The following is a 24,504-nucleotide window of genomic DNA, read 5'->3' on the forward strand; positions in this document are numbered from 1 at the left end:
ATCTAAAAATGATACGCATTTTGGAAATGACATAGAAATGCAACCCATCTAAAACGTGCATGATTTTTATTTCGAGCGATTGATGTAAAACAGCGCTTGAAGAAAACTCAAAAACTTGAGAAATTCCCCAACTACTAAATCTGCAATCCATTCCTCTTGCACTGCATGAAAATTTATCACCGTTAGCATGGTTGGAAGGAGTTTTCTCATAAGTAGAATTTCTTTCCTAAAGATAGCGATGTAAACTGGAAAGTTTCAGTTTTTGCTAAAAATTTGTTTTCTTATTAATAGATAGAAAATTCCTATGAAAATCAAATGTTAATGGTTACTATATAAAATAGCTTCAATGCCCTAAAAAACATCTTATGATAATATGGAATAAAGTTGCTTTTAATGATTAAGAAGTGTTGGCAAATAAAAGGAAGTGTTATGCAGCTTTGGATCAAAGGATTTATTTGTTTCAGCATATATACATTAGTCTCCTGTACTGTTTCTCTACCTCAGCAAAGCCAGGTTAAAAATATAAAAACTGTTCCAAGCATGGAGCATTCCATTAAAAAGAGCTTACAAAAAAAAGAGATTTTTTCTAAAGGAAAATGGCCAAACAGACAATGGTGGTTATCTTATAACAGCCCTGAGCTCAACACTTTAGTTACAGAAGCTTTAGCTAACAATCCTTCAATTCACGAAATCAAAAAACGTATTGAAATTGCTAAACAGCGGGCAGTTGTTACACGCTCGCTATTAGCCCCTTTAGTTTTTTTTAATGCACATGAAAATCGGCAATATGTAAGTAAAAACGGTTTATATCGCGCATTCAATCCTAATTTTCCTTTAAGTGCCAGACTCTTGGATCTTTCTCTTTCTTTTACTTATGAATTTGATTTTTGGGGAAAAAACCGTAATCTTTTTTATGCCGCGTTAGGAGAAGCAAAAGTTCAAGAGGCGGAAGCTGCTGAAGTAGAGCTGATTACAAGTACCGCAATTGCACAAGCTTATTTTGCTTATAAAACAAATCTTATAAGAAAAAAATTATATACACAGTTAATTGAAGTACGACAAAAAATTGCAAAATTACAAAATTTATTGGTACACAAAGGACTTTCTTCAAAATTACCTGCATTAGAAACTTCAGAAAAATTACTTGAATCCCAAAAATTATTATCAAGCATTACAGATGAATTGACTACCAATAAACACTTGATTAATACTTTAGCAGGACGTGGACCAGATGATTCTCTATTGACTCATTCCACCCTCTCCCCGCTGCCCAAAACGCTGAACATTCCCCAAATACTGCCATTGGATTTCTTAGCCCGCAGACCTGATCTTATGGCGCAAATTTGGCGTGCTAAAGCTTTAGCCTATAAAACAGGAGCAGCAATGGCAGAATATTATCCTGATATCAATCTCATTGGTCTGATTGGTTTGGAAAGCACAAGTTGGCGAAAGTTTTTTGATTTATCGAGTGGTACTGCGGCAATTAGACCTGCATTGCAATTACCTATTTTCACTGCAGGAGCGATCCGTGCTAATATCAAAGCAACCAAGGCACAATTTGATGCAGCGATTGACGCATACAATAATTTGCTCTTATACAGTACTCAAGAAGTTCTTGATGTCTTAGCTTTTGCTGGGGATATCTATCAGCAAAAAATAGAACAAAAAAAAGTGGTGGAATATGCGAAACAGCGTTACCAATTAAGTTACTTGCGCCAACAAAAAGGCTTAGACAGTTTATTTGATCTTTATTTTTTACAAGAAGAAGTCATTCAAAAAGAGCTTGTAGATGTTACTCTACTCTATAACCAATATTTAGCCTCTATAAAATTAAACAAAGCATTGGGAGGAGGTTACTATCAAAATACGATACCCTTGGTGAAACACTCATGAAACAAAGATCTGCCTCTTTTTATTTTGCCGTCATTCTTATCGTTTTATTTATTTTCTTTTTTTTGTATTGGCTTTTTGTATGGAGCCAGCAAGTTTATACCAATGATGCCTATGTACAAGGGAATCAGGTCTACATCAAATCCTTGCGCCCAGGATTCGTTACAGGTATCTATACTGACGATAGTTTTTTAGTAAAAAAAGGACAACTCCTTGTTACATTAAATGAAACAGATTCACACATAGCTTTGGAAAAAGCTAAGAAGAAACTTGCCAGTACAGTGCGTGATGTATCCCAGGCATTTCATGATGTGTTTATATTGGCTGCAGACATTGAAATGAAAAAAGCGCAACTTTTAAAAGCACAACAAAACCTTAAACATCGTCATGATGTCATTGGCGCTAAAGGAGTTTCTTTAGAAGATTATCAAAATGCGCAAGATGATCTAAAAGCATCCATTGCCTCATTAAAAAGTACTAAGAATAAATATCAAAAAATGCTCGCTTTTGTACAAGGCACGTCCATTACTGAGCATCCCTGGGTACAGGCAGCTGCGCAAGAAGTACGCGATGCGTGGGTACAATTATATCGAACTAAAATTTATGCGCCCGTAGACGGATTGGTAGCACAAAGAACAATTCAAGTAGGTATGTGGATTTCTCCTAAAGAACCACTTATGTCTATTATTCCCCTGGATCAAATATGGGTAAATGCCAATTATAAAGAAACCCAGCTGAAAAAAGTGCGCATTGGACAAAGCGTTAAGTTAACTTCTGATCTTTATGGTTCTGATGTTGTATTTCACGGAAAAATTGTCGGCTTGCCAGGAGGTGCAGGGAATGTTTTTTCATTATTACCGCCTGAAAACCTCTCAGGAAACTGGATTAAAATCGTTCAAAGATTACCAGTGCGGATTGCTCTAGTACAGGATGAACTAATAAAACATCCTCTGCGAATTGGCCTTTCTTTAGAAGTAACTACAGATCTTTCCGATCAAAATGGCCCCTTAGTGCCCACCTCAACTTCTGGCTCACCACATTATGTTACTGATATTTTCCAAAAAGAAGAAACAGGCGATGAAAAGCTTATAGCAGAGATTATTAAGAGTAATTTGGATCCTAATCTTAAGAAGTATGCCAATTCACCTCTAGTTTTAAATAAGATCGACTTAAATGAGATGAACAAACAATGATTCTCTATATTTTACTCTTATCACTTGCTGCAGTAATCTTCAATCTTACCTTACCAATTATGGCAGGTCTGTATATTGTAAGTGATCTGGGCGGAAGTCCCTATATGACTTCGTATACGGTCAGTTTTTTTTGTATTGGCAATCTCTTAGGAGTACCTTTAGGAAAACCCGGAGTAACACGATTAAGTCCTATTCAACTTTTTGTAGTCTGTCTCAGCCTGACCGCATTATGTTCATTGGGATGTGCTACTGCGAGTGATTTCTTTACATTTATATTATTCAGGTTTTTAGAAGGTTTTGCTTCAGGACCAATGTTTCTTCTTATTACATGTACGCTTATTCCCTTACTCTCTTCCAATAAAGATAAAGTCTATATTGTATCTTTAGTATTGATTTGTCTTTCCATCATTCCCGTAATCGGTGCATCATATGGTGCTTGGATTGCTTACAGCTACCATTGGCGATTCCTTTTTTTCTCTAACATCCCTTTATGTATCTTTTTAATTCTGTATGTTGGCTATGGTTACAGAAAATATCATGAACCCGTAAAAAAAACATATTTTGATAAACTTGGATATTTTTACTATTGCATCAGCATGATTTTTATTGGACCTGCTTTAACTACTGGCCAGGAGTTAGATTGGTTTCGTTCTTCTTTAATTACTTTTTTGCTTGTTTTTGGTGTAATCAGTCTTATTTTTTTTGTTTTACGCAGTTGGTCAGCCCCACATCCCGTCATTGATTTGAAATTACTTAAAAATTTTTATTTTTCACTCGCAATGATCTACATCGCATTATTTTTTGCCCTCTATTTTGGCATGGTAATCTTGTTGTCTTTGTGGCTAAAGCTTTATGTTAATTACACTCCTGATTGGATTGCCCTCATCATAGGAACAATGGCATTCTGTGGATGGATACCCGTATTCATCAATAAGAGACAATATGAACCATTCTTTCCCTTAATCATTGCTTTGCTCTTTTTTGCCATTTCCTGTTTCTATACCACATACTTTAATGTAGATATCAATTTTAATCGAATTGCATTTTCGCGTGGATTAGCCGGTATTGGGCTTGCGCTGTTTTTATCTCCCCTCTTTCAATTATCAGTACAAACTCATCCTGAAACGAAACTTGCCGAATGCATAGGCTTCTTTCATGTTTCACGCTTGCTTGGCAGTGGATTAGGAGTGGCTCTATTTCTTATTTTATGGCATAGACGAGAAGTATTTTATCATCATCGCTTAGGAAGCAAATTAACTGCATTTTCCCAGGAAACACAGCAATTTCTAGAAAAAGCAAAATTATTACATATTCAGGGAAAACACGCTTCGGCTCAATTAAATTTCTATCTTACGCGACAGGCTACTGCTTTAGCCCTTGATGATTGCTTTTATCTTATGGGTTGGATGGCTCTCTTATTACTGTTTTTTTTAATCATTATTTTTCTATTTCGTAGTAAAAAAAATTCGGTTCTAACAAAGAAAGATAAGAGTCCACTATTAGTAGATAAAGGTATTTCCGAACAAAGATCTTAAAACTGGAGCCTAAGTATAACCATTACTCGCCATAAGCGTATTCAAAATTCTTTCATATACATTCTATATTTACTTACCCACATTTTTGCCCATCTTCACTAGGCAAAAAAGGAACATCAACGCATTAAACTTAATTCTTCTGTAAAGAAAGGACCATCCATAAGTTTTTCTGGCCATTTAAAAAGCATTACTGTAAGAATATTACGATGCTCACCAAATATAAAATCTACTGAACTCGTGCGAGTAGGAATCATCTGATGTTGCGCGTTATACACTGTTTCTAGATGCTCCCTTATTTTTTTAATTGCTGGAGAATCTTTTTTATTTAATAACAATAAACAAACCCCTACTTCAGCAATAACATCATTTTCGGCCCGCTCTATTATTTGTTGCATATTGCGCTCAAAATATTCGCTTATCCAGAGAAAAGCTTCGTCACTAACTGAGTTTTGATAATAATGACTCGCTGCAGTAATAAAATGGGTCATACCATAAATTTTTGCTTCATATTCCAACTCGGATAGTTGACTATCCATATAATCCGGAAAAGTTTGCTGAAATAGTTTGGTATAGGATTTTCTTAAATCAATAATGTGTAAATCATGTAAATAATAAACGTAATTAACTAATTGAGCGCCATAAATCTTAATGTTTTCCTCATCTAAGATAAACTCCTCCAGCCGAGCAATTTGAGTCTTTAATACATCAATAGCTGTATTAGTTTGCGGAAACAGAGAAGTATTTTCCAAATGATAGGAAAAAATTTTATTGGTTATCTCTAATAAATAAAGATAAAAAAATAAATCACCATATTGTGATATTTTTTTGATACGTAACTTGTATTTTTGTGAGGGATTTTGGTTAGCATCTAATAATAAATTATTCGACTTTTTAAGGATGAGCTCTGGCTGATCAAAACTTGAAAAAAGATATTGATATTTATTACTTAAAAAATACACATAATCAATAACCGAATGCAGATGCTCTTTATCGCCTGTGATTCGGTACATTCTTATTGAAAAGTGCTCTTGTTTCACTATAGGCAACTTATAAAGATTTGCTTTATAGTTATCTAAGACCGAATCAGCTATTTCTGCATAACCCACAGCAGAAAAAAATAATATTAAAAAAATTAAACGTTTCACAACTACATTATATAAAAGTGGATCTTGAACTGGTTATTAAAAATAATCGGCATGATTATAAAGTAATCATGCGGGAATTGAAAACAATATTACACTTCCTTGCCCCATACTGTTCACAGGATAGTAAACGTTGAGATACACCAAAAATGTTGGGTTAAATAGTACTTCTTGCCCTTACTGCAATTCGTGCAGGGAAAGAGCAGAACATAGAGATAATAAGATACTTAGACAGCAAAGTCTTTTTGGAAAATTATTTAGTTCCCAATTGACACTGAAGTTATAATAGATGAGATCGAGAGCTTGTATAGAAAAAAGAAAGCATAGCTACTGGTTGACATAAGATCGTAAATCTTTGGACTTAAATATCCAAGCAAAAAAATTCCCGGGTTTTGCTGCGTTGAACCCGGGTTATAACCGAGAAGAATAAATAAATGCCCTATTCTACCCTACGCCAAGTGGTACCGTTCACTCCATCTTCTAACTCGATTCCACGACTTAATAAGTCTGCTCTTATTTGGTCCGCGCGTTCCCAATCCCGATCAGCGCGTGCTTGAAGTCGCTCGGCGATTAATTGATCAATTGCTACTCTGTCTTCTTCTGCAAACCCTGCTTGTAAAAATGATGCAGGATCTTCTTGCAAAAGGCCCATGGTGCTGGCTAAGTACTTTAATGTATTCACTAAAACGGGTGAATTCTTTTTATTTACTTCATGACTAAGCTGAAATAGAACAGATAACGCAATTGGAGTATTAAAATCATCATTCATTGCTTGGTTAAATTCATTAATCCAATGATTATCTAATTCATTATTCGTAATGATATGGCTGTCTTTTATGGTCTGATATAAACGAGTCAACGCTTTTTTAGCATTAGCTAAATTTTCTTCAGAATAATTTAATGAACTACGATAATGACTACTTAAAAGAAAATAACGCACAACTTCCGGATGATGTTTGGCTAAAACATCGGCAATAGTGAAAAAATTACCTAATGATTTTGACATTTTTTCATTATTAACTTGCAGCATTCCTACATGCAACCAGTAATTTGCAAAAGGTTTTTCCGTAGCCGCCTCACTTTGAGCGATCTCATTCTCATGATGCGGAAATTGTAAATCCAATCCTCCCCCATGAATATCGAATTGCTCACCTAATTCACTCATTGCCATTGCAGAGCATTCAATATGCCAGCCTGGACGTCCTTCACCCCAAGGAGAGGGCCAACTGGGCTCACCTGGTTTTGCCTTTTTCCATAAAACAAAATCCAATGGGGAACGTTTTTCTTTAACAATTTCAACGCGAGCACCAGCGACAAGACCTTCCAGATCTTTATGCGATAATTTGCCATAGTCGGCAAAAGAATCAACTTGATAACATACATCCCCATTTTCACTAAGATAGGCATTTCCCTTTTCGAGCAATCGCTCAATTAACCGAATAATGCTGCTTATATGTTCTGTAGCACGTGGTTCTACATCAGGAGATAAAATATTTAACGCTTTTGTATCCTCATTCATTGCTGCAATATACTGGGCAGTCAATTCATCTATGGGTATTGCACGCTCATGTGCACGTGCAATTATTTTATCGTCAATATCGGTAATATTACGTACATATTTCACATCATAACCTTGTGAGCGCAAGTAACGAACAATAACGTCAAAAGATACCATAGAGCGAGCATGACCTATATGACAATGATCATATACAGTGATACCACAAACATAGATACCAATTTTTCCAGGCACAATGGAAACAAATGGTTCTTTTGTTCTAGTTAAAGAATTATATAAATGCAACATATCTGCCCCTTAGCTTAGGCCTGTTTAATCTAGCGCATTGTAAACAGACCTTAGTACATTGACAATTCTACTCTTTTGGTGACTTGTCAACAGACTCCAGTTTTCCCCAAGTGTCTTTCAAGTCCACTACACGATGAAATGCGTTAACACGCCCATCTTTTAACTCATTAACACAATAATATCCCAACCGTTCAAACTGAAACACGTCGTCTAATTGTTGATTTACTAGAGCAGGCTCACAATATCCTTGCTTTATTTGCAATGAATTATGGTTTAAAAACTGGAAGAAATCATCTTCACTGCCCGGATTAGGATCATTAAATAGACGATCATACTCCAACACGGTCACCGGATAGGCTTGTTCACAAGATACCCAATGAATGACCCCTTTAACCTTCCTGTCCTCCGGATTCTTACCCAAAGTTTTTTCATCATAGGTACAACGCAACTCAATGATATTGCCTTGTTCATCATGTACCACATCATGACATTTAATCACATAAGAATGGCGTAAACGTACTTCAGCACCAGGCGATAAACGAAAATATTTTTTGGGTGGTTCTTCCATAAAATCAGAGCGCTCGATAAATATTTCTCGTGTAAATGGTAAATCTCGTGTGCCTGAATCTGGATCTTGTGGGTTATAAGCAGGCTTTAATATTTCTACTTTATCTTCAGGGTAATTTTCTATGACTACTTTCAATGGATCCATAACACATAAAGCGCGTTTCGCTGTTTTATTTAGTTCAGCACGGACACATTCTTCTAATATAGACATATCAATCACGGAATCACTACGTGATATTCCTATTACTTCACAAAATTGACGAATCGCTGCAGGAGGATAACCGCGTTTACGCATACCACGTAAAGTAGGCATTCGTGGATCGTCCCATCCAGATACTGCCTTTTTTTCCACTAATGTTCGCAGTTTGCGTTTTGAAGTAACTGTATGCGATAAATTCAAACGTGCAAACTCAGTTTGTATTGGTTTTGCAGGTAAAGGCAAATTGTCAATACACCAATCATATAAAGGTCGGTGATCTTGAAATTCCAATGTACATAAAGAATGAGTAATTTTTTCCAAAGCATCAGAAATAGGATGTGCATAGTCATACATAGGATAAATACACCATTCATCACCTGTACGTTGGTGAGATGCGTGTCGAATACGATAGATTACAGGATCTCGCATATTCAAATTACCTGATTGCATGTCAATTTTTGCTCGCAACACATGAGCGCCATCAGGAAACTCTCCTGCTTTCATGCGAGTAAATAAATCCAAACTTTCTTCTATTGGCCTATTTCTGTAAGGGCTCTCCTTTCCAGGTTCTTGCAAAGTTCCTCGATAAGCACGAATCTCCTCCATACTCAAACTATCCACATAAGCCAGATCTTTTTTAATTAACAATACTGCAAACTCATAAAGCTCATGATAATAATCCGAAGAATGAGTCATTTCATACCATTCAAAACCCAGCCAGCGCACATCTTCAATAATAGCGTTAACGTATTCTTCCTCTTCTTTTATAGGATTTGTATCATCAAAACGTAAATAACAAATACCGCCAAACTCTTGCGCCAAACCAAAGTTCAGGCATATAGACTTGGCATGTCCTACATGTAAATATCCATTAGGTTCTGGAGGAAAACGAGTCACTACAGACTTATGTTTGCCACTTGCCAGTTCCTCAGTAATCAGTTGTCTTATAAAATGTGCTCGTTTTTCAGTTAATTCTATCATTCGATCTTTCCGTCACTATTTATTACTAATCTGGATAAAGGTAAAGATGACCTGGATTCATCCATTTTTACGTACCAAATTACCAGGATCCACCTTGAGCTTTATCCAAAAACTTTTATATTTAATTTGCATTAGGCCCTTTTTATTCTAAATTTCCGTAAATTGGAAGGAAGAAGATTGACATGACCTATTGCTTATTATTTTAAATTATTATCCATAGCATGTCGCATGGAGTACATTAAGTCCGCTCCGGCCTGCAACATATCACTATTTGCATTGTACGCCTCCAGAATCCGCGTGATCAGAGCAGCCCCCACAATCACACCATCTGCAAAACGAGCAACCTTCGCAGCCATTTCCGATGTTTTTATACCAAAACCGACCATTAAAGGAAGCGTAGTTTGCGCTTTTCGAAGTTGATATTGTGATTTTAAAGACGAAATATCCAGTGCATTAGAGCCAGTAACGCCTTTTAAAGACACATAGTACAAATATCCCTTGGCATATTGGTTAATTAATGCCATTCGCTCATCTGAGGTCGTAGGCGAACACAAAAAGATACTGTATAAACCATGTTTATGCCAGACTTTAGCTACCTCTTCACTTTCTTCCGGTGGCAAATCCACCAGAATAGTTCCATCTACACCGGCTTCTACTGCATGTTGCGCAAAAAGTTCATAACCAAAATGTTCAATGGGATTTAAGTAGCCCATTATAACAACTGGAGTTTCTTTATCTTGCAAACGAAAATCCTTCACCATATCTAATACAGTTTGACAATGCACATCATGAGCAAGTGCACGCTCCATCGCCCTTTGAATCACCGGACCTTCCGCCATAGGATCAGAGAATGGGATACCTAATTCTAAAATGTCTGCTCCAGCTTTAACCAATTCATGCATGAGTTTGACTGTAATTTCTGGAGAAGGATCTCCCGCAGTAATATAGGGACTTAGCATTTTTTTGCCATTAGCTTTCAGACGCATTAAAGTTTTGTCAATTCGGTTCATACAGTAATCCCATCAATTTGTGCCACAGTATGCATGTCTTTATCACCACGACCTGATAAATTCACAATAATATTTTGCTTCACTGACATTTTTTTAGCGAGTTTCATTGCATAGGCAACTGCATGGCTTGATTCAAGTGCTGGAATAATTCCTTCTATTCGTGTTAAGGTACGAAATGCATCTAATGCTTCATCATCATTAATTGCTTCATAAACCACACGTCCGGTATCTTTTAAATAGGCATGCTCAGGTCCTACTCCAGGGTAATCAAGACCTGCTGAGACTGAATGAGTATCTTTAATTTGACCGTATTCATCACAGAGTAAATAAGTTCGATTACCATGTAAAACCCCTGGGGTTCCAGCAATCAACGAAGCAGAATGCTCACCACTTTCCAAGCCTTTTCCTCCCGCCTCTACGCCGTAGATAGCAACTGTGGAATCATTCAGAAAAGGATAAAATAAACCAATTGCGTTAGAGCCGCCACCTACGCAAGCAACCAATGCATCAGGAAGATGTCCTGTCTTTTCTAAAAATTGCGCCCTTGCTTCAACGCCAATGATGGATTGAAAATCCCGCACCATCTGCGGGTAAGGATGAGGACCTGCAACGGTACCAATAATATAAAAAGTATTGTCCACATTACTTACCCAATCTCGCATGGCTTCATTTAACGCATCTTTTAATGTTCGTGATCCTGATGTGACAGGAACAACTTCTGCACCCAACAATTTCATGCGATAAACATTGGATGATTGTCGTTTTATATCTTCAGCCCCCATGTACACGACACATTCCAGGCCTAATTTAGCAGCTACCGTTGCTGAAGCCACTCCATGCTGACCTGCACCTGTTTCGGCAATTACCCTCGTTTTCCCCATACGCTTGGCAAGTAGTGCCTGGCCTACGGTATTATTAATTTTGTGCGCCCCAGTATGATTCAAATCCTCTCGTTTTAAGTAGATTTGCGCTCCACCAATTTCCTTACTTAAACGTCGCGCATGATAAAGAGGGTTAGGACGACCTACATAATCTTTTAATTCAGCATTCAGCTCAGCCAAAAAATCAGGATCTTTTCGATAAGTCGCATAAGCTTCTGCCAATTGCTTCAATGCATGCATCAAAGTATCTGCTACAAAAATGCCACCATAAGGACCGAAATGTCCGCGCTCATCAGGAAGTTCTTTTTTGTTCATTAATTTACCTTAATTAACTTCTTATAAACGTAGCCTGGGTGAAGCGCAGCGTAACCCGGGAATATTGGATCTCAGATCCCGGGTTACGCTGCGCTTCACCCAGGCTACTATACTATATTATCAATTTAATAATTTCTGCATAAAACGGCTCATTTTGTCATGATCTTTAATTCCGGGCGATGCCTCGATGCCACTGCATAAGTCTACAGCATACGGGCGGCATAATTTAATTGCCTCGCGCACATTATATTCATTCAGCCCACCAGCCAATATAAAAGGTTTGTCTATTTTTTTTGGAATAATCTTCCAATCAAAAACACTCCCAGTTCCACCTCTAGCCGTCTCAGAAGGTGAGTCCAGCAATAACGCCTGTGCTGTCACAAAGTCTTGTGCAGCCTGATGAATATACTCTGCTGAATCACAATGTATGGCTTTAATAAAAGGTTTATTAAATTGTTGGCAAAACTCAGCAGATTCATCACCATGAAATTGCAATAATTGAATTGGCAAGTTCTCTATTATTCTATGGACAAAATCTTGTTCAGGATTAACCAAAACAGCAACCGAGTTTATAAAGGCAGGCAGATCTTTTAATAAAACTTGTGCCTGTTCTATTGAGACACAACGTGCACTTTTTGGATAAAAGATCAAACCTATAGCATCAACACCCAGTTTTATGGCATATGCGATATCCTCACTACGCGTCATACCGCACATTTTGACTCGTACACGTGCCGTTTTCATTATTTCTCCGGAAGAAAAAAAGGCCCCAGGCTACTCTGCAATATAGAAAATTCTTGCGGATAAGTCACTTGTACTAAATACAATCCATAAGCAGGTGCAGTCTCAGCACCTAATCTCCTATCTTTCGCTTTCAGTACTTCATCTACCCAAGATACAGGGTGTTTTCCTGATCCTACTGCAATTAACACGCCAGCAATATTCCGTACCATATGATGCAAAAACGCATTAGCAGTAATATCAATCATCACCAAATCACCCATACGACTCACCTGTAAATTATGGATATTGCGCATAGGCGTGTTCGACTGACACTCTACAGAACGAAATGAAGTAAAATCATTCTCCCCTAGTAAAAGCTGTGCAGCTTGATGCATCAGACGATGATCTAATTGCCTGTATTGCCAAGTTACATTGCTTCGCAGTAAAGCAGGCCGAATGGCATTATTATAAATGATATAACGATATCTTCTTGCAGTAGCAGAGTATCTTGCATGGAACTCTTCTGGTAAATCCCGTCCCCATTTAACACAAATATCTTTAGGTAGGAAAGAGTTCACCCCATGAATCCATGCACGAATGCTACGTACTTTATTGCAGTCAAAATGAATTACTTGATTTGTAGCATGTACACCAGTATCTGTTCTCCCTGCACAAACCACGGAAATGGGAGAATCTGCTACTTTTGATAAGGCATGTTCTACGGCTTGTTGCACAGTATGCAAGCCTGTTTGTGCTTGCCAGCCATGATACTGGCTACCATCGTACTCAAGCACCAAGGCAATACGCATTGATTATTCCTGATAAAAGGGTCAATTTATAATACAGTATATGTTTTGTCTATACCCTAATATAATTGATTTTCAAGTTTATTAAATATTATAGTCATTTCTCTTATTCTAAGCACTGTAATTAAGAATTATTAAGCTTTCTTGTAGCTCAGAGAATGCAATTTCTTTTACAAAATCATCTTATTGATTTAACTCATTTAATTATGATACTTTCCCATGCCACAATGAAATCATTGTCAATAATTGGGCAAAATCTTTTTAGGGGTTCGTTTCACTTCGCTAGATTGAGCCCAAATGATCTGATTTTCGATCACCAACATGCAGGCCTACATGAAGTATATACGCATTAGAGCACAGAAAATCAGGTCATTTGAATCAAGATAATAGAAATGGAAATAAACCCTATAGTGATTATTAAATTTTGAGACTTATTTATGAAATGGAATTTATTTTACTCTACTACCCTCACCTTATTACTCGTCATCGGTAATCCATCGTTCTCTAAGAATATTAAAAATATCCAAAATGGATTAACACCCTCTATTTTCAACAGTCAAGGTAATTGGTTTATATCTCTAGGAGGAGGCGCTCAATTTCCCGCTTTAAATTCCCATATGAAAGTAAATAATGACTCAGGATTTCCAGAACCATTTAATCGTGATCGTTATTCAATCACAAACGACAATGGAGGACTCATTGCAGCATCTGTAGGCCGACGTTGGCAAAATAATAATTTCTGGCTTCCATCCTATTCCTTGAGTCTATTCTGGCAGCACTTTTTCAAAATGCATATCAATGGTGAAATAACACTATACTCCCTACCTGAATTTACCAACTATAATTACAATCTCGACTTTGTTTCTAATCTTTTATTAGCCTCTGGAAAAATTAATTTATTTCAATATGGAATAGTTTCTCCTTACATTAATGGCGGGATAGGAAGTTCTTTCAATCATGTATCTAATTATAGTGAAGAAGCATTTTCAGGAGTTACACCTCGAGTTAGTCCTGGATTTAGGGGCTCCAATACAAGTGAATTTGCTTACAATGTGGGTGCTGGTATTGATATGCAAATTCTTCCTCAATTGATTCTCTCAGTGGGTTATCTTTACCAAGATTTAGGCCCAATTTCCTCAGGTCATGGAATTGCTACATGGGCTGAACAATTATTAAATCCTGGCTCCTATCGCTCAAATGAAGTTTTAGTCACTGCAACTTATCTTTTCGGTAAAGAAAGACATTAAAACAAATATTAAAGCTTTCCGTGAATCTCATCGATGAGACGTTGCGTCTCTTCTTTTTGAGACTTGCTACCATGTTCCATAACTTCATTTAAAGAATTTAATGCGGATTCTGTATCTTCCATTCCTATATAGGTTTTAGCAAGGGCCAAAAGGGTATCTAATGCTTTTTGGTTCTTTAGGTTAATAAGTTTTTTACTTTCATCATCCTTCTGGGTTTGCTCTATATCAGCGGGCACAGAAAGAGTAAAATCCAAACCATTCCCCTCATCACTTATTTGTTCTTGAGCATTATTTTCTTTTGTGGCTGGCTTTTCTGTAAGTAAATAATGTAGACCTGATTCAAATTCCAATAAATTATCTTCCTCAGATTTATCTCTTAAAGATTTTTGCTCTTCATTAGTCTGAAAAGATGGTTCATTTTCCTCTTCAGCTGGCATTATTTCCAACAATGGTTCTTCATCTGTTGCTGTGGATTCAAAAGAAACATCAGATTCTATATTCATCTTTTCTATTGGAGAAGAAATAACTAATGTGGAGTCGGGTTCTAATTCTGTCCTGGCTTTTAATTCTGGCTCAGGTTTTAATTCAGATTTAACTTCTTCTAATGGTTCTTTCCTAACTAATTCTTCTTTTGAACTCATAATGGGTTGGGTTGAAGCAGGATGAAATGCTGTCGGAGTAGAAGATCCCGTTGTTGTAGGTGACTGCTTTTTTCTTGGATCGCGTTGTTTAAAATAATAAAACACAGCAATACAATCTCCTCCAGCAACGAACAATAGTATCAATAAAATCCAAAAATCATCCGTTTTATTAGATATGTTCGTTGCGCTGCGTTGCCCTGCAATTGCTATGCGCTCTTTCATTAAAGTTTGAATTTGCTTACGCGTCAATTGAAGCTCTTTATCACGTACATCCAATTGTTTTTGTAACTTTTTATTTTGTGCCTGCAACAAACTCAATTGCTCTGTTAATAACGCATTAGATTCCCGTAAAGAATCTACAGCAGCAGTTGTAACAGATATTTCAGCCTTGAGCGTTCTACTTTGTTCTGGACTTACTTGCTTTTCTAATGAAGGTATTGAACTGGGCATAATAAATTTTGGCAGATTTTGGTTCAGCATAGAGGCTGTAGCGCCAGGAAACTTTGGGGCTGGAGGTATTTGTGAATAGGCAACGGGAGTTGCAGGGGATACTTGTCCTGTTATATAAGGTGGAGCCAATACATGGTTAATCGATGTTTTTTCATTCCAGGCCTTATCATGAGCCATTACCTCAACGGTAGCTAAATCGGCTGGCACCTCTAAAAACTTTGTATCAGAAGGAATTTTAAGACGAGCACCCGCTTTTAATCCATTCAAATTTCCATCAGTAAATACATCAGGATTTGCTCCCACAATTGCAAGGACAATTTGCGGTAAAATTGCTTCGGACGTTTTATATCGCTGCGCAATTTGCCATACATTTTCCTTGGATGACGTAGGTCTATAAGCTGCTTTTTTCTTTTGTGCCAAATTCCCTGCTTCAGCATGTTTTTTGGTAGAAGCTGTTGTTGTGTGATGATAATTAGTAAATTTTCTCTGATAAATTAGGCTTCTTTGTGCAGTTGTATTCGCTAATTTATAACCAGGTGGATCCAAAAGTACCGTATAAATTTTAAAAATTTGTCCTTTAGGCCATGTTAAATCAACAATAAGCTGCATATAAGGCTCAATCATTCGTTTTTTGGAATGAACTTCCACAACGAATTTTCCTTGTTTATTTTTCTTAACATCCAAAAAAAGAATACTTATTGCTTTAGAGCGTTCAACACCCAAACTTTGATAACTTTTTGGATCAGCAAGTTCAACTTTAATAGTGGATAAAGAAACTTCGTGCCCATCAATTAATTCAATTTCAGCAAGAAAAGGTTGATTCAGGGCTGATTCCACTTTCATTTCACCTAAGCCAAGTGCATATGCACCTAGTGGCAAAGCAAGTGAAAATAAAAATGAAAACAAAACAGTTTTTTTCAATCAGAGTTCCACCATATCCTTTAGAGGTTGAAGACAACGAAAAAAGTTAACATTATTTACTAATCTATTCAAGCAATTAGAGCGTTTATAAGCATTTTACCCAGGAGGTATAAAATCATGCTGAACATATGAGTTCTATGTTAAATACATTGAGTAATTTTGATTCCCCTTTTATACCAAGTAGTTCAAATTAATCTTACAAGAGCAATCCCAACCTCCTTGCTCCAACTGAAAATTCCGCACTCGTATACTTAAAATTTCAAGCAAAAATGAGCTTCCCATCGCAAGAAGAATGTTTAATAATAGAAATTAATTATTTATTGAAAAATAGGATAAAAATCATGGAATTTACCAAAATTAATCCGCTTGCTATAGCAATATCTATTAGTCTTTTATCAGCAATCGCTTCATTTTTTATGGGTGTAGCAGCTTTTGTTCTTTATACAGGAAAACCCATAGCAGCCATGGTTGGAAGTATATATCTTTCGTATAATCCTTCTATGGCTAATGCAGGTCTTGGTGCAGCTATGGTACTTATGAATACTTTTATTGGTAGTTATATTGCTGCTTGGATATATAACTTTCTGCTTGATTACATTAGATAAGTGTCGGCTCCCGAGTATCGTAGTTTGCAACACCATGATAACTGGAGGCAGCATAACATTCTTCAATAGAAATAAAGTCAAACCAACAAGTCTGCAGTAACATTAAAGTCTTGTATCCCATTTCAACATTAGTCGCGAGCAACTGTTCTATGATTAATTCTAAATGTTCATGTTGATGCAATACTGGTTTTGATTTCGGTTTCTCCTTACACATTTTGGAAAACATGGTTTGAAACCGTTCTTCCACCATTTTAGGTACTGTCGAATTACCATCAAAAATACGATGATCCGCACTGATGGAGACGGGCAACATATCTTTAGGTTCAAATGAGTCTGTTTCTTTTTGCCAAACAGGTTTTCGCTCAACTTCCATTATAGTGAATCTCATGGCCTCAGTTTTACGAAGAGGGGCCATGGATTGGGTATAGCCAAAAACACCAATATTACTTAGTGTGATATAAGGAGTTCCTGCGAGAGGATAAGGATAGGTGTTATAAGCATATTCATAAACCATATCCTTCATAAGTTGTTGGACACGTGGATTTGTTTTTTCTAGTTGCTCGCGTTTTTTGTAACAATAAACCATCATGTTCACAATGTTCCGAATTTTTGTGGACAACTCATAAAAACTAAGATTATGACAATTTTCAAAAACAATCGTGCCTAAATGATCACCACATCCAGGTAACATAACTACGAGGCCAACATATGCTTCTTTCGTTTGAAAGATTGTTCTAAAACTTAAGTAATTTCTATGATGATCGGATATTGTCATCCAGGAGCTAACAGCCTGCAACATCAAAGTAGTCAAGGTCTCTGAAGCGAATTTTTTATTAAAAAAATCAAGGCAAGAGATATCAATACTAAACTGCCCTGTCATAGTGGGATCACTTGGACCATCCCACTGAGTCATGAATACTTTTCGAATTGGAGTCATTTCAACTTGCCGATTTGACTCGGTATAATTCTTCACTCTGGGTAGTACCTCGTCCGCAAATTCTATGAAGTTTTTCCAATTCTCACTGGGTTCGAGATTTACTTTACTCAGTTGCTGCACATGCTTATTATTTAGTGATTCTTTAAAATGAATAACCCCTTCAACCCCCAATAAAGCGCAAACTGAGGACATATATTTATATTGCATAAAAATATTGGTTATCAACTGCTCTTCCAGATAGGCAATTTTTGGTTTGATTTCCTCAACATTTGGCAAACCAATATCACGATATAAATCCGCTTCACATACATGTCGATGTTCATCCTCAAGAATTGTTGTGAACACTCTCGGCGCAACTCCATAACGATGTAAGCTCTCAAAAATCTCCTCAATCCAGCCTTCACCAATAAGATTAAGCAACATAATTGCTACTTTGGGACAACTTTCATTACGAATAAAGTTACAAATGATTTCAATATGAGGACTGTATGGAGGCGGAGAAGCATAAGGAGCACAGAGCATATAAACAATTTTAGTGAAAACTAAACCATGAAATATTTCGTCAAGTAACTGTTGACGCATGCGCTCTCTGTATTCAACAGTTGACATTTTTGATTCAAACTTAAGAGGAATTTGAACTGCCAATACTTCAAGCTGTGCTAAAAGAGAAAAAGTGTAAATATAAAAAAGTTTATCGGATTTAAGTTCAAAAGGTAAACCATCGCAAAATAACTCATTTAATCTATTTTTTATGAGTTGTTTCTCATCTGCAGTAATCTTGTTCCACCCTTCTAAAATCCATTTTTCCGCACCCCAAGATGGTCTAAGTAATTCAGTAAGTTCATCCACGATATTTACCATAAAATCAACGGTTTTTCAGTATAGACATAGCTAGCGTATGAGTCAATCATACTTTATAGCAAAACTATTTACTCATTTAATTCTGCTTCTTCATTAAGCGGCAGGTTACTCGTATTTTTAGGATTTGATTCAGACCCTAATTTATCTTAGCAACTCGCCTACTTCCCATGCTCATCATAATGATGAATAATGGAATGAATCATTAGAAGAACAATAGGATAACTATCATGAAATTTGGCAAAATAGACCCAGTTGCTTTAGGAGTGTCTCTTGGTGCTTTATCAGGAATATCTACTTTTTTTATGGGATTGATGGTATTACTTTTTAATAAAGGGAAACCTTTTAATGGTATTATGGGAACAATATATTTTAACTATGATCTTACCTTTATCCAATGCTTACTCGGCGGAATGGGCGCATTTATTAGTACCTTTATAAGTAGTTATCTTGTTGCTTGGGTCTACAATTTTTTGAATAAACAGCTTAACAACAAAGTGCTCGTTGATTGATGCAATTTATAACAAAATTTAATATCTCATCTAATTATTCTATAGAAATTAAAAGCAATTTCTGGAGTACTAAGAATTTTGGATAATTACTCTAGACCGCCATTAATCCTATTGCATTACCTCCACCTCTAATTCATAATTACAACCTTTGATTTCTTCTGGTTAATTATGTCAGCATCATTAATTGATGGAAAGGCGGTCGCCTCTCTTCGTAGAGAAGAATTAAAACACCGTGTGCATGATTACGTACAAATAAAACATCGTGCCCCAGGCCTTGCTGTTGTTCTCATAGGCAATGATCCTGCTTCTACAGTGTATGTAGCCAATAAGCGTAAAGCATGTGCCGAAGTGGGTATTATCTCTCACTCTTATGACTTACCCGAAGAAACGACCCAGGATGAATTAATCAGGCTTATTGATAAGTTAAATTGCTCCGATCAAATAGATGGAATTCTCATTCAATTGCCATTACCCCAACATATTAATGAACGTGTCATTATTGAACACATCAAACCGGAAAAAGATGTTGATGGTTTTCACCCTTATAATTTAGGACGACTCGCTCAGCGCAATCCATTATTACGCCCATGTACGCCTCTTGGCATAATCAATTTACTAGAACACTATCAACTCGAAGTTAAAAGAAAACATGCTCTTGTCATTGGTGCATCGAATATTGTAGGTCGTCCTATGAGTTTAGAGTTACTTCTTGCTGGAGCAACGGTCACCATAGCACATAAATTCACGCAACAATTAGAAAAATTAGTACATATAGCTGACCTTGTCATCATTGCAACAGGTAAAATGGATGTTGTTGATAGCGAGTGGCTTAATAAAGAACAGATAATTATAGATGTGGGTATCCATCGTTTGGCCGATGGTAGTATTAGAGGCGATATAGATTTTAAAAAAGCGGTAAACAAAGTCTCATGGATTACACCTGTACCCGGAGGAGTTGGTCCAATGACTATCGTTACGTTGCTTGAAAATACACTAAAAGCCGCAACTTTAGCAAAATAGAATACAAAACACGGAATACAACCATATGGGCTGGTTGCTTGCAACCAGGATATGCTTCAATAGCTCCCGGCCGTAAGCAGCCAAGCTATATAAAAATTACTTATCTAAAACATCCCAATCAAAATCTCCGCTCAACTCATCAAAATCATCTTTGAATTCTTCTTTTAAACGTTTACGCTCCAATTTTTCCTCCAGCAAACGTCTAACGTTTTTTCGATGGGCAGTAGACTCAATATCATCATCATAATTATAATCAGAGAACGATTGGTCATCATAATCTTCGTGAAGATCCATAGATTTCCCCTTTTATACTCTCTTAAAAAGAGTATAGTAGACATTTAGAAAAATGCTTTAGGAATAACATGCTCAGTTATCAACACGGATATCATGCGGGTAATTTTGCTGATGTCATCAAACATATTGCGTTAACCCGTCTTTTGAATTATTTAAAACTGAAAGATAAACCCATATTTTATCTTGAGACTCATTCCGGAAAAGGCCTATATGACTTAAAAAATAAACAAGCTGAAAAAACACAAGAATACAAACAAGGCATCCAACCAATTTGGCTTAACAGAAACTCCCTACCCGCTGTTTTTCAAAACTATCTTCAATTGATTGCATTACTCAATCCTACTGGTGCATTAAGACATTATCCTGGTTCACCGTTTTTAGCGATCAATATGCTACGAATGCAAGATAGAATGTATTTTTGTGAACTTCACCCAAGAGAATTTGAAGCGATAAGCCTGCTTCCTCGCTTGAATAAAAAAGTACATTTCAGTAATACTGATGGTATTGCTGCGATGAATGCATTACTTCCGCCACCAGAAAAAAGAGGCCTCATTTTTATTGATCCTTCGTTTGAAGTAAAAGAAGAATATAAAGAAATCCCACTCTCAATCAAACATGCCTATTCCCGTTTTGCTACAGGAGTATTCTGTCTTTGGTATCCCCTGGTCAATAAAAGATTAACTGATAAACTTAATAGAGGCATGAAAGAAATCCAGGCAAAAAATGCTTTGCATATTGAATTTAATCTGACTGTAGCGCCAATGGAGGGTATGTCAGGTTGTGGTTTATGGATAATTAATCCACCATTTACTTTAGCTGAGGAAATGAAAACTGTATTAAATGCCCTTAAAGCTTATTTTAATCCGGGAGTTTCTTCTTATACCATTGAGGCCTATGCATGACTATTTTTCCAATTCCTGCTTTTTCAGATAATTACATTTGGGCAATTATTGATAAAACTGCAGGAGCATTTGATTGCGTCGATCCAGGCGACGCAGAGCCCGTAGTACAATTTGCACAGGCAAACCAGCTAAAATTGCGCTCTATTTTATTAACCCACCACCATCAGGATCATATTGGCGGCGTAAGTCAATTACTCAAATTCTATCATTCATGTACTGTTTATGGTCCAAATGATCCACGCATCCCCTATGTAAATAATACATTAAAAGAACATCAAACCATTCAAGTTGGAAAATGTGCATTCAAAATTTTATTTAACCCAGGACATACCTCAAGTCATATTAGTTATTATGAGCCCCAGCACGAATTATTGTTTTGCGGCGATACGCTTTTTTCTGCAGGTTGCGGACGTGTTTTTGACGGAACAATGGATCAGCTACATCAATCGTTACATCTTTTCAAAACATTACCTCCTACTACAAAAATATTTTGCGCTCATGAATACACACAGCAAAACTTACGCTTTGCACAAACAGTAGAACCCAATAACACTGCGATTCAGCAATACTTACAAAAAATACATCACTCAAAAAATTCCTGCACACTTCCATCGACTTTGGAATTAGAATTATCAATTAATCCTTTCTTACGCACTGATCAACCCGAGGTGCAAAAATATGCCTTAAAACATGGTGCAGCATCAAATAATTCGTTAGAAATATTTAGGATTTTAAGAGAAGAAAAAAATTCATTCAAATAATTACCCAGAGAGATTCAATTTAAATCTTTATGAATTGATTAAGCGCAATGAGGGTTTAATCCTATAAGTAATTTTAGTAAACTCGATAGTTAATTATATTCATAGGTAATTACCATTGAAATTTAAGTTTTTCAAAATAAAAGTTTTTTTATTCTGTTTACTCATTTTTTTTGGCATTACTAATGAGACTTTAGCATATGCGGCTGCTGATGCATGGGAAGTATTACGTGCCCAATTCTCCTTAAATCATGAAACATCGCGCGCAGAAGTACAGGAGCAAATCCGCTGGTTTATAGCTCATCCAGGTTTCCTTAATAAAGTATGCCGTCAGTCCGAACCTTATCTTTATCATATTATTGCAGAGGTAAAAAAAAGAAATCTTCCCGGTGAGTTGGCTCTGTTGCCTATGATTGAAAGTGCTTATGATCCCTTTGCTTATTCTGTAGCTGGTGCCGCTGGTTTATGGCAATTAATGCCACAAACAGGCGCAGGTTTAGGATTAAAACAAGATTGGTGGTTTGATGCACGACGCAGCATCAGCTCCTCAACTGATGCTGCGCTCAACTATCTTCTTTACCTCAATAAATTTTTTAATGGCAATTGGGTTCTGGCCATAGCAGCTTATGATGCAGGGGAAGGAACTATAGATCGAGCAATCAAGGCAACAGGTGGGCGCGCCCTAAGCTTTTGGGATTTAACTGTGCCAAGAGAAACTCAAACTTATGTTCCTCGCCTGCTTGCCTTAGCAGAAATCATTAAAAGTCCATCACAATATAAATTAACACTCCCTGAAATAGCCTATCTCCCTTATTTTGTGGAAGTAAATATAGGAAGCCCAATTGATTTAAACCATGCCGCCAAAATGGCAGGAATCAGTTATAAAGAGTTAATTAAATTAAATCCTGGTTTTAATCGTTGGACTACTGCCCCAGATAAGCCCATTAAATTGCTTATTCCTGCTGAAAAAGTACATCAATTTAATTTAAACCTGGCTAACCTTCCCGCAGAAAAACGTGTTAGCTGGGAAAAGCACATCGTACAACCCGGTGATAACCTGGATAATATTGCTGTTAGATATCACACTACGGTGAATTTAATAAAACAGTTAAATCAGCTCACAACAAATCGTGTTGAACCGAACCAATTTCTTTTAATTCCGAGCACCAGAAATGCTCCTGCTGTTGTCAAAAAGGAACCCGTTGTTCCTATCCTACCATTAGAACATCAAATAGCTGTACCACAATTTCATCGTGTTATTCATATTGTGCAAGAAAATGAGACATATCAGACGCTGACAAGAACTTATGGTGTCAGTGCTACAGACATCCAAATATGGAATAAATTAGCAAGCAATCAACCGTTACAAAACGGTCAGCAACTCGTGATCTGGAAAAAAGTACACCAACCCATTCAATATATTGTAAAAAAAGGCGATAGCCTCAGTACAATAGCCCAACAGCATAATACGCAAATAGAGCGTATTATTGCATTAAATCCTGGCCTTAAACGAAATGATCCGTTATATAGTGGACAAAAAATATTTGTTGGTTAATTAGTCTACTGTTGAAAACGTCAAATCATTATGAATAGCCTGGGGTTTTAGTGTTCTCATTATTCTGCCCAAGAACCAAACTAAATCGATTTAATAAGCCCATAGTGGCTTATTATTAACAATTATTTTTCATTTCTGGTATAAAGCAAGGAGGAGAGCACAAAAACTTGTGTTATAATCAAAGTAACTTATTTTATTGTATTAATATATATGAAATTACTATTTGATTTTTTTCCTATAGTTTTATTTTTTATAGTATACAAATTTTTTGGTATCTATACTGCAACGGCTATTGCTATGATTGCCTCTTTAGGCCAGGTAGCTTTTTACCGATTAAAATTTCAGCATTATGAAAAAATGCATTTAATTAGCTTTGCAATAATTATGGTTTTAGGAGGAGCCACCCTCTTTTTCCATAATCCATGGTTTATTAAATGGAAACCAACCGGTATTTATTGGCTCTCTGCTTTGGTCTTTTTTAGCTCAGGTTATATTGGTAGCAAACCGTTGATCCAGAAAATGATGGAAGCTAATGTGACTCTTCCTGGAAGAATCTGGCATAGATTGAATTTGGCCTGGGTATTGTTTTTTATTTTAATGGGCGCAGTAAATATCTATGTTGCCTATAATTTCAATACTGATGCTTGGGTTAACTTTAAGTTATTTGGTGGGGTTGGTTTTACTCTGCTTTTTGTATTAATTCAAGCTTTTTATCTCACCAAACACATGGATGAAACTGGCCTTGAAAAACAATAGGA

General features: G+C 36.5%; 21 protein-coding genes. 11 read left to right on the forward strand and 10 right to left on the reverse strand.

Annotated features, from left to right (window positions below):
* Positions 1-429: 429 nt before the first annotated feature.
* Genes A8O27_RS06160 through A8O27_RS06170 form a run of 3 tightly spaced genes read left to right on the forward strand, consistent with a single transcriptional unit; the run spans position 430 to position 4,618 of the window.
* Positions 430-1,893 (forward strand): efflux transporter outer membrane subunit, encoded by a 1,464-nt coding sequence (locus A8O27_RS06160; protein ID WP_058459240.1) that lies wholly within the window; start codon positions 430-432, stop codon positions 1,891-1,893.
* A complete protein-coding gene (locus A8O27_RS06165; protein WP_058459239.1) occupies positions 1,890-3,083 on the forward strand; it encodes an HlyD family secretion protein in 1,194 nt (397 codons plus the stop codon). The genes A8O27_RS06160 and A8O27_RS06165 overlap by 4 nt, the downstream gene beginning before the upstream one ends.
* Positions 3,080-4,618 carry an MFS transporter gene (locus A8O27_RS06170; protein WP_058459238.1) on the forward strand — a complete coding sequence of 513 codons (1,539 nt, stop codon included), beginning with the start codon at positions 3,080-3,082 and terminating at the stop codon, positions 4,616-4,618. Before A8O27_RS06165 ends, A8O27_RS06170 begins: the two co-directional genes overlap by 4 nt.
* A gap of 116 nt (positions 4,619-4,734) precedes the next feature.
* On the opposite strand, the gene A8O27_RS06175 is transcribed toward A8O27_RS06170, so the two are convergent.
* The 7 genes from A8O27_RS06175 to truA form a co-directional block, all read right to left on the reverse strand.
* The gene (locus A8O27_RS06175; protein WP_058459237.1) at positions 4,735-5,763 is read right to left on the reverse strand and encodes a DUF3541 domain-containing protein; all 1,029 of its coding nucleotides are present in this window, start codon (positions 5,761-5,763) and stop codon (positions 4,735-4,737) included.
* A gap of 436 nt (positions 5,764-6,199) precedes the next feature.
* Positions 6,200-7,564 (reverse strand): cysteine--tRNA ligase, encoded by a 1,365-nt coding sequence (gene cysS / locus A8O27_RS06180; protein ID WP_058459236.1) that lies wholly within the window; start codon positions 7,562-7,564, stop codon positions 6,200-6,202.
* A 67-nt stretch (positions 7,565-7,631) separates the two neighbouring features.
* Positions 7,632-9,311, reverse strand: coding sequence for a glutamine--tRNA ligase/YqeY domain fusion protein (locus tag A8O27_RS06185; RefSeq protein WP_058459235.1), 1,680 nt, complete (start codon positions 9,309-9,311; stop codon positions 7,632-7,634).
* Positions 9,312-9,508: 197 nt separating this feature from the next.
* On the reverse strand, positions 9,509-10,321 hold the full coding sequence (gene trpA, locus A8O27_RS06190) for a tryptophan synthase subunit alpha (protein ID WP_058459234.1): 813 nt from the start codon (positions 10,319-10,321) through the stop codon (positions 9,509-9,511).
* Positions 10,318-11,517 (reverse strand): tryptophan synthase subunit beta, encoded by a 1,200-nt coding sequence (gene trpB, locus A8O27_RS06195; RefSeq protein WP_058459233.1) that lies wholly within the window; start codon positions 11,515-11,517, stop codon positions 10,318-10,320. The genes trpA and trpB overlap by 4 nt, the downstream gene beginning before the upstream one ends.
* Positions 11,518-11,637: 120 nt before the next feature.
* The gene (locus A8O27_RS06200; protein WP_058459232.1) at positions 11,638-12,261 is read right to left on the reverse strand and encodes a phosphoribosylanthranilate isomerase; all 624 of its coding nucleotides are present in this window, start codon (positions 12,259-12,261) and stop codon (positions 11,638-11,640) included.
* A complete protein-coding gene (gene truA / locus A8O27_RS06205) occupies positions 12,261-13,049 on the reverse strand; it encodes a tRNA pseudouridine(38-40) synthase TruA (protein WP_058459231.1) in 789 nt (262 codons plus the stop codon). The genes A8O27_RS06200 and truA overlap by 1 nt, the downstream gene beginning before the upstream one ends.
* Before the next feature lie 434 nt (positions 13,050-13,483).
* Here truA and A8O27_RS06210 point away from each other — a divergent pair, with 434 nt between their 5' ends.
* Complete coding sequence (locus A8O27_RS06210) at positions 13,484-14,293, forward strand: outer membrane protein (RefSeq protein WP_058459230.1); 810 nt, start codon at positions 13,484-13,486, stop codon at positions 14,291-14,293.
* Between the two features lie 8 nt (positions 14,294-14,301).
* On the opposite strand, the gene A8O27_RS06215 is transcribed toward A8O27_RS06210, so the two are convergent.
* A complete protein-coding gene (locus tag A8O27_RS06215; protein WP_058459229.1) occupies positions 14,302-16,305 on the reverse strand; it encodes a FimV/HubP family polar landmark protein in 2,004 nt (667 codons plus the stop codon).
* A 341-nt stretch (positions 16,306-16,646) separates the two neighbouring features.
* Between A8O27_RS06215 and A8O27_RS06220 the strand changes: the two genes are divergently transcribed.
* On the forward strand, positions 16,647-16,910 hold the full coding sequence (locus A8O27_RS06220; protein ID WP_058459228.1) for a hypothetical protein: 264 nt from the start codon (positions 16,647-16,649) through the stop codon (positions 16,908-16,910).
* On the opposite strand, the gene A8O27_RS06225 is transcribed toward A8O27_RS06220, so the two are convergent.
* Positions 16,903-18,696 (reverse strand): 2-oxo acid dehydrogenase subunit E2, encoded by a 1,794-nt coding sequence (locus A8O27_RS06225; RefSeq protein WP_058459227.1) that lies wholly within the window; start codon positions 18,694-18,696, stop codon positions 16,903-16,905. The genes A8O27_RS06220 and A8O27_RS06225 overlap by 8 nt on opposite strands.
* A 239-nt stretch (positions 18,697-18,935) precedes the next feature.
* On the opposite strand from A8O27_RS06225, the gene A8O27_RS06230 reads away from it, so the two are divergent.
* Both A8O27_RS06230 and folD read left to right on the forward strand, forming a co-directional pair.
* Positions 18,936-19,217, forward strand: a complete 282-nt coding sequence (locus A8O27_RS06230; RefSeq protein WP_058459226.1) for a hypothetical protein — start codon at positions 18,936-18,938, stop codon at positions 19,215-19,217.
* Between the two features lie 168 nt (positions 19,218-19,385).
* On the forward strand, positions 19,386-20,237 hold the full coding sequence (gene folD, locus A8O27_RS06235) for a bifunctional methylenetetrahydrofolate dehydrogenase/methenyltetrahydrofolate cyclohydrolase FolD (RefSeq protein WP_058459225.1): 852 nt from the start codon (positions 19,386-19,388) through the stop codon (positions 20,235-20,237).
* Positions 20,238-20,333: 96 nt separating this feature from the next.
* On the opposite strand, the gene A8O27_RS06240 is transcribed toward folD, so the two are convergent.
* The gene (locus tag A8O27_RS06240; protein ID WP_058459224.1) at positions 20,334-20,531 is read right to left on the reverse strand and encodes a PA3496 family putative envelope integrity protein; all 198 of its coding nucleotides are present in this window, start codon (positions 20,529-20,531) and stop codon (positions 20,334-20,336) included.
* Between the two features lie 68 nt (positions 20,532-20,599).
* On the opposite strand from A8O27_RS06240, the gene A8O27_RS06245 reads away from it, so the two are divergent.
* From A8O27_RS06245 to A8O27_RS06260, 4 genes are all read left to right on the forward strand, one after another.
* Entirely contained in the window at positions 20,600-21,433 is an 834-nt protein-coding gene (locus tag A8O27_RS06245) for a 23S rRNA (adenine(2030)-N(6))-methyltransferase RlmJ (RefSeq protein WP_058459223.1), read from the forward strand.
* A complete protein-coding gene (gloB, locus tag A8O27_RS06250; protein WP_058459222.1) occupies positions 21,430-22,194 on the forward strand; it encodes a hydroxyacylglutathione hydrolase in 765 nt (254 codons plus the stop codon). The genes A8O27_RS06245 and gloB overlap by 4 nt, the downstream gene beginning before the upstream one ends.
* A 115-nt stretch (positions 22,195-22,309) precedes the next feature.
* Positions 22,310-23,746: a lytic transglycosylase gene (locus tag A8O27_RS06255; protein WP_058459221.1), complete on the forward strand. Its 1,437-nt coding sequence runs from the start codon at positions 22,310-22,312 to the stop codon at positions 23,744-23,746.
* A gap of 210 nt (positions 23,747-23,956) precedes the next feature.
* A complete protein-coding gene (locus A8O27_RS06260) occupies positions 23,957-24,502 on the forward strand; it encodes a septation protein A (protein ID WP_058459220.1) in 546 nt (181 codons plus the stop codon).
* The last annotated feature ends 2 nt before the right edge of the window (positions 24,503-24,504 follow it).

This window comes from Legionella bozemanae (assembly GCF_001648595.1).
Taxonomy (GTDB): Bacteria; Pseudomonadota; Gammaproteobacteria; order Legionellales; family Legionellaceae; genus Legionella; species Legionella bozemanae.

Excerpts from the sequence above, each read along its gene's own strand:
- A8O27_RS06210 (WP_058459230.1), top strand. The coding sequence starts at position 13,484 with ATGAAATGGAATTTATTTTACTCTACTACCCTCACCTTATTACTCGTC.
- A8O27_RS06245 (WP_058459223.1), top strand. The coding sequence starts at position 20,600 with ATGCTCAGTTATCAACACGGATATCATGCGGGTAATTTTGCTGATGTC.
- A8O27_RS06160 (WP_058459240.1), top strand. The coding sequence starts at position 430 with ATGCAGCTTTGGATCAAAGGATTTATTTGTTTCAGCATATATACATTA.
- trpB (WP_058459233.1), bottom strand. The coding sequence starts at position 11,517 with ATGAACAAAAAAGAACTTCCTGATGAGCGCGGACATTTCGGTCCTTAT.
- truA (WP_058459231.1), bottom strand. The coding sequence starts at position 13,049 with ATGCGTATTGCCTTGGTGCTTGAGTACGATGGTAGCCAGTATCATGGC.
- A8O27_RS06220 (WP_058459228.1), top strand. The coding sequence starts at position 16,647 with ATGGAATTTACCAAAATTAATCCGCTTGCTATAGCAATATCTATTAGT.
- A8O27_RS06185 (WP_058459235.1), bottom strand. The coding sequence starts at position 9,311 with ATGATAGAATTAACTGAAAAACGAGCACATTTTATAAGACAACTGATT.
- A8O27_RS06240 (WP_058459224.1), bottom strand. The coding sequence starts at position 20,531 with ATGGATCTTCACGAAGATTATGATGACCAATCGTTCTCTGATTATAAT.
- A8O27_RS06260 (WP_058459220.1), top strand. The coding sequence starts at position 23,957 with ATGAAATTACTATTTGATTTTTTTCCTATAGTTTTATTTTTTATAGTA.
- A8O27_RS06165 (WP_058459239.1), top strand. The coding sequence starts at position 1,890 with ATGAAACAAAGATCTGCCTCTTTTTATTTTGCCGTCATTCTTATCGTT.
- trpA (WP_058459234.1), bottom strand. The coding sequence starts at position 10,321 with ATGAACCGAATTGACAAAACTTTAATGCGTCTGAAAGCTAATGGCAAA.
- A8O27_RS06200 (WP_058459232.1), bottom strand. The coding sequence starts at position 12,261 with ATGAAAACGGCACGTGTACGAGTCAAAATGTGCGGTATGACGCGTAGT.
- A8O27_RS06170 (WP_058459238.1), top strand. The coding sequence starts at position 3,080 with ATGATTCTCTATATTTTACTCTTATCACTTGCTGCAGTAATCTTCAAT.
- folD (WP_058459225.1), top strand. The coding sequence starts at position 19,386 with ATGTCAGCATCATTAATTGATGGAAAGGCGGTCGCCTCTCTTCGTAGA.
- A8O27_RS06230 (WP_058459226.1), top strand. The coding sequence starts at position 18,936 with ATGAAATTTGGCAAAATAGACCCAGTTGCTTTAGGAGTGTCTCTTGGT.
- cysS (WP_058459236.1), bottom strand. The coding sequence starts at position 7,564 with ATGTTGCATTTATATAATTCTTTAACTAGAACAAAAGAACCATTTGTT.
- gloB (WP_058459222.1), top strand. The coding sequence starts at position 21,430 with ATGACTATTTTTCCAATTCCTGCTTTTTCAGATAATTACATTTGGGCA.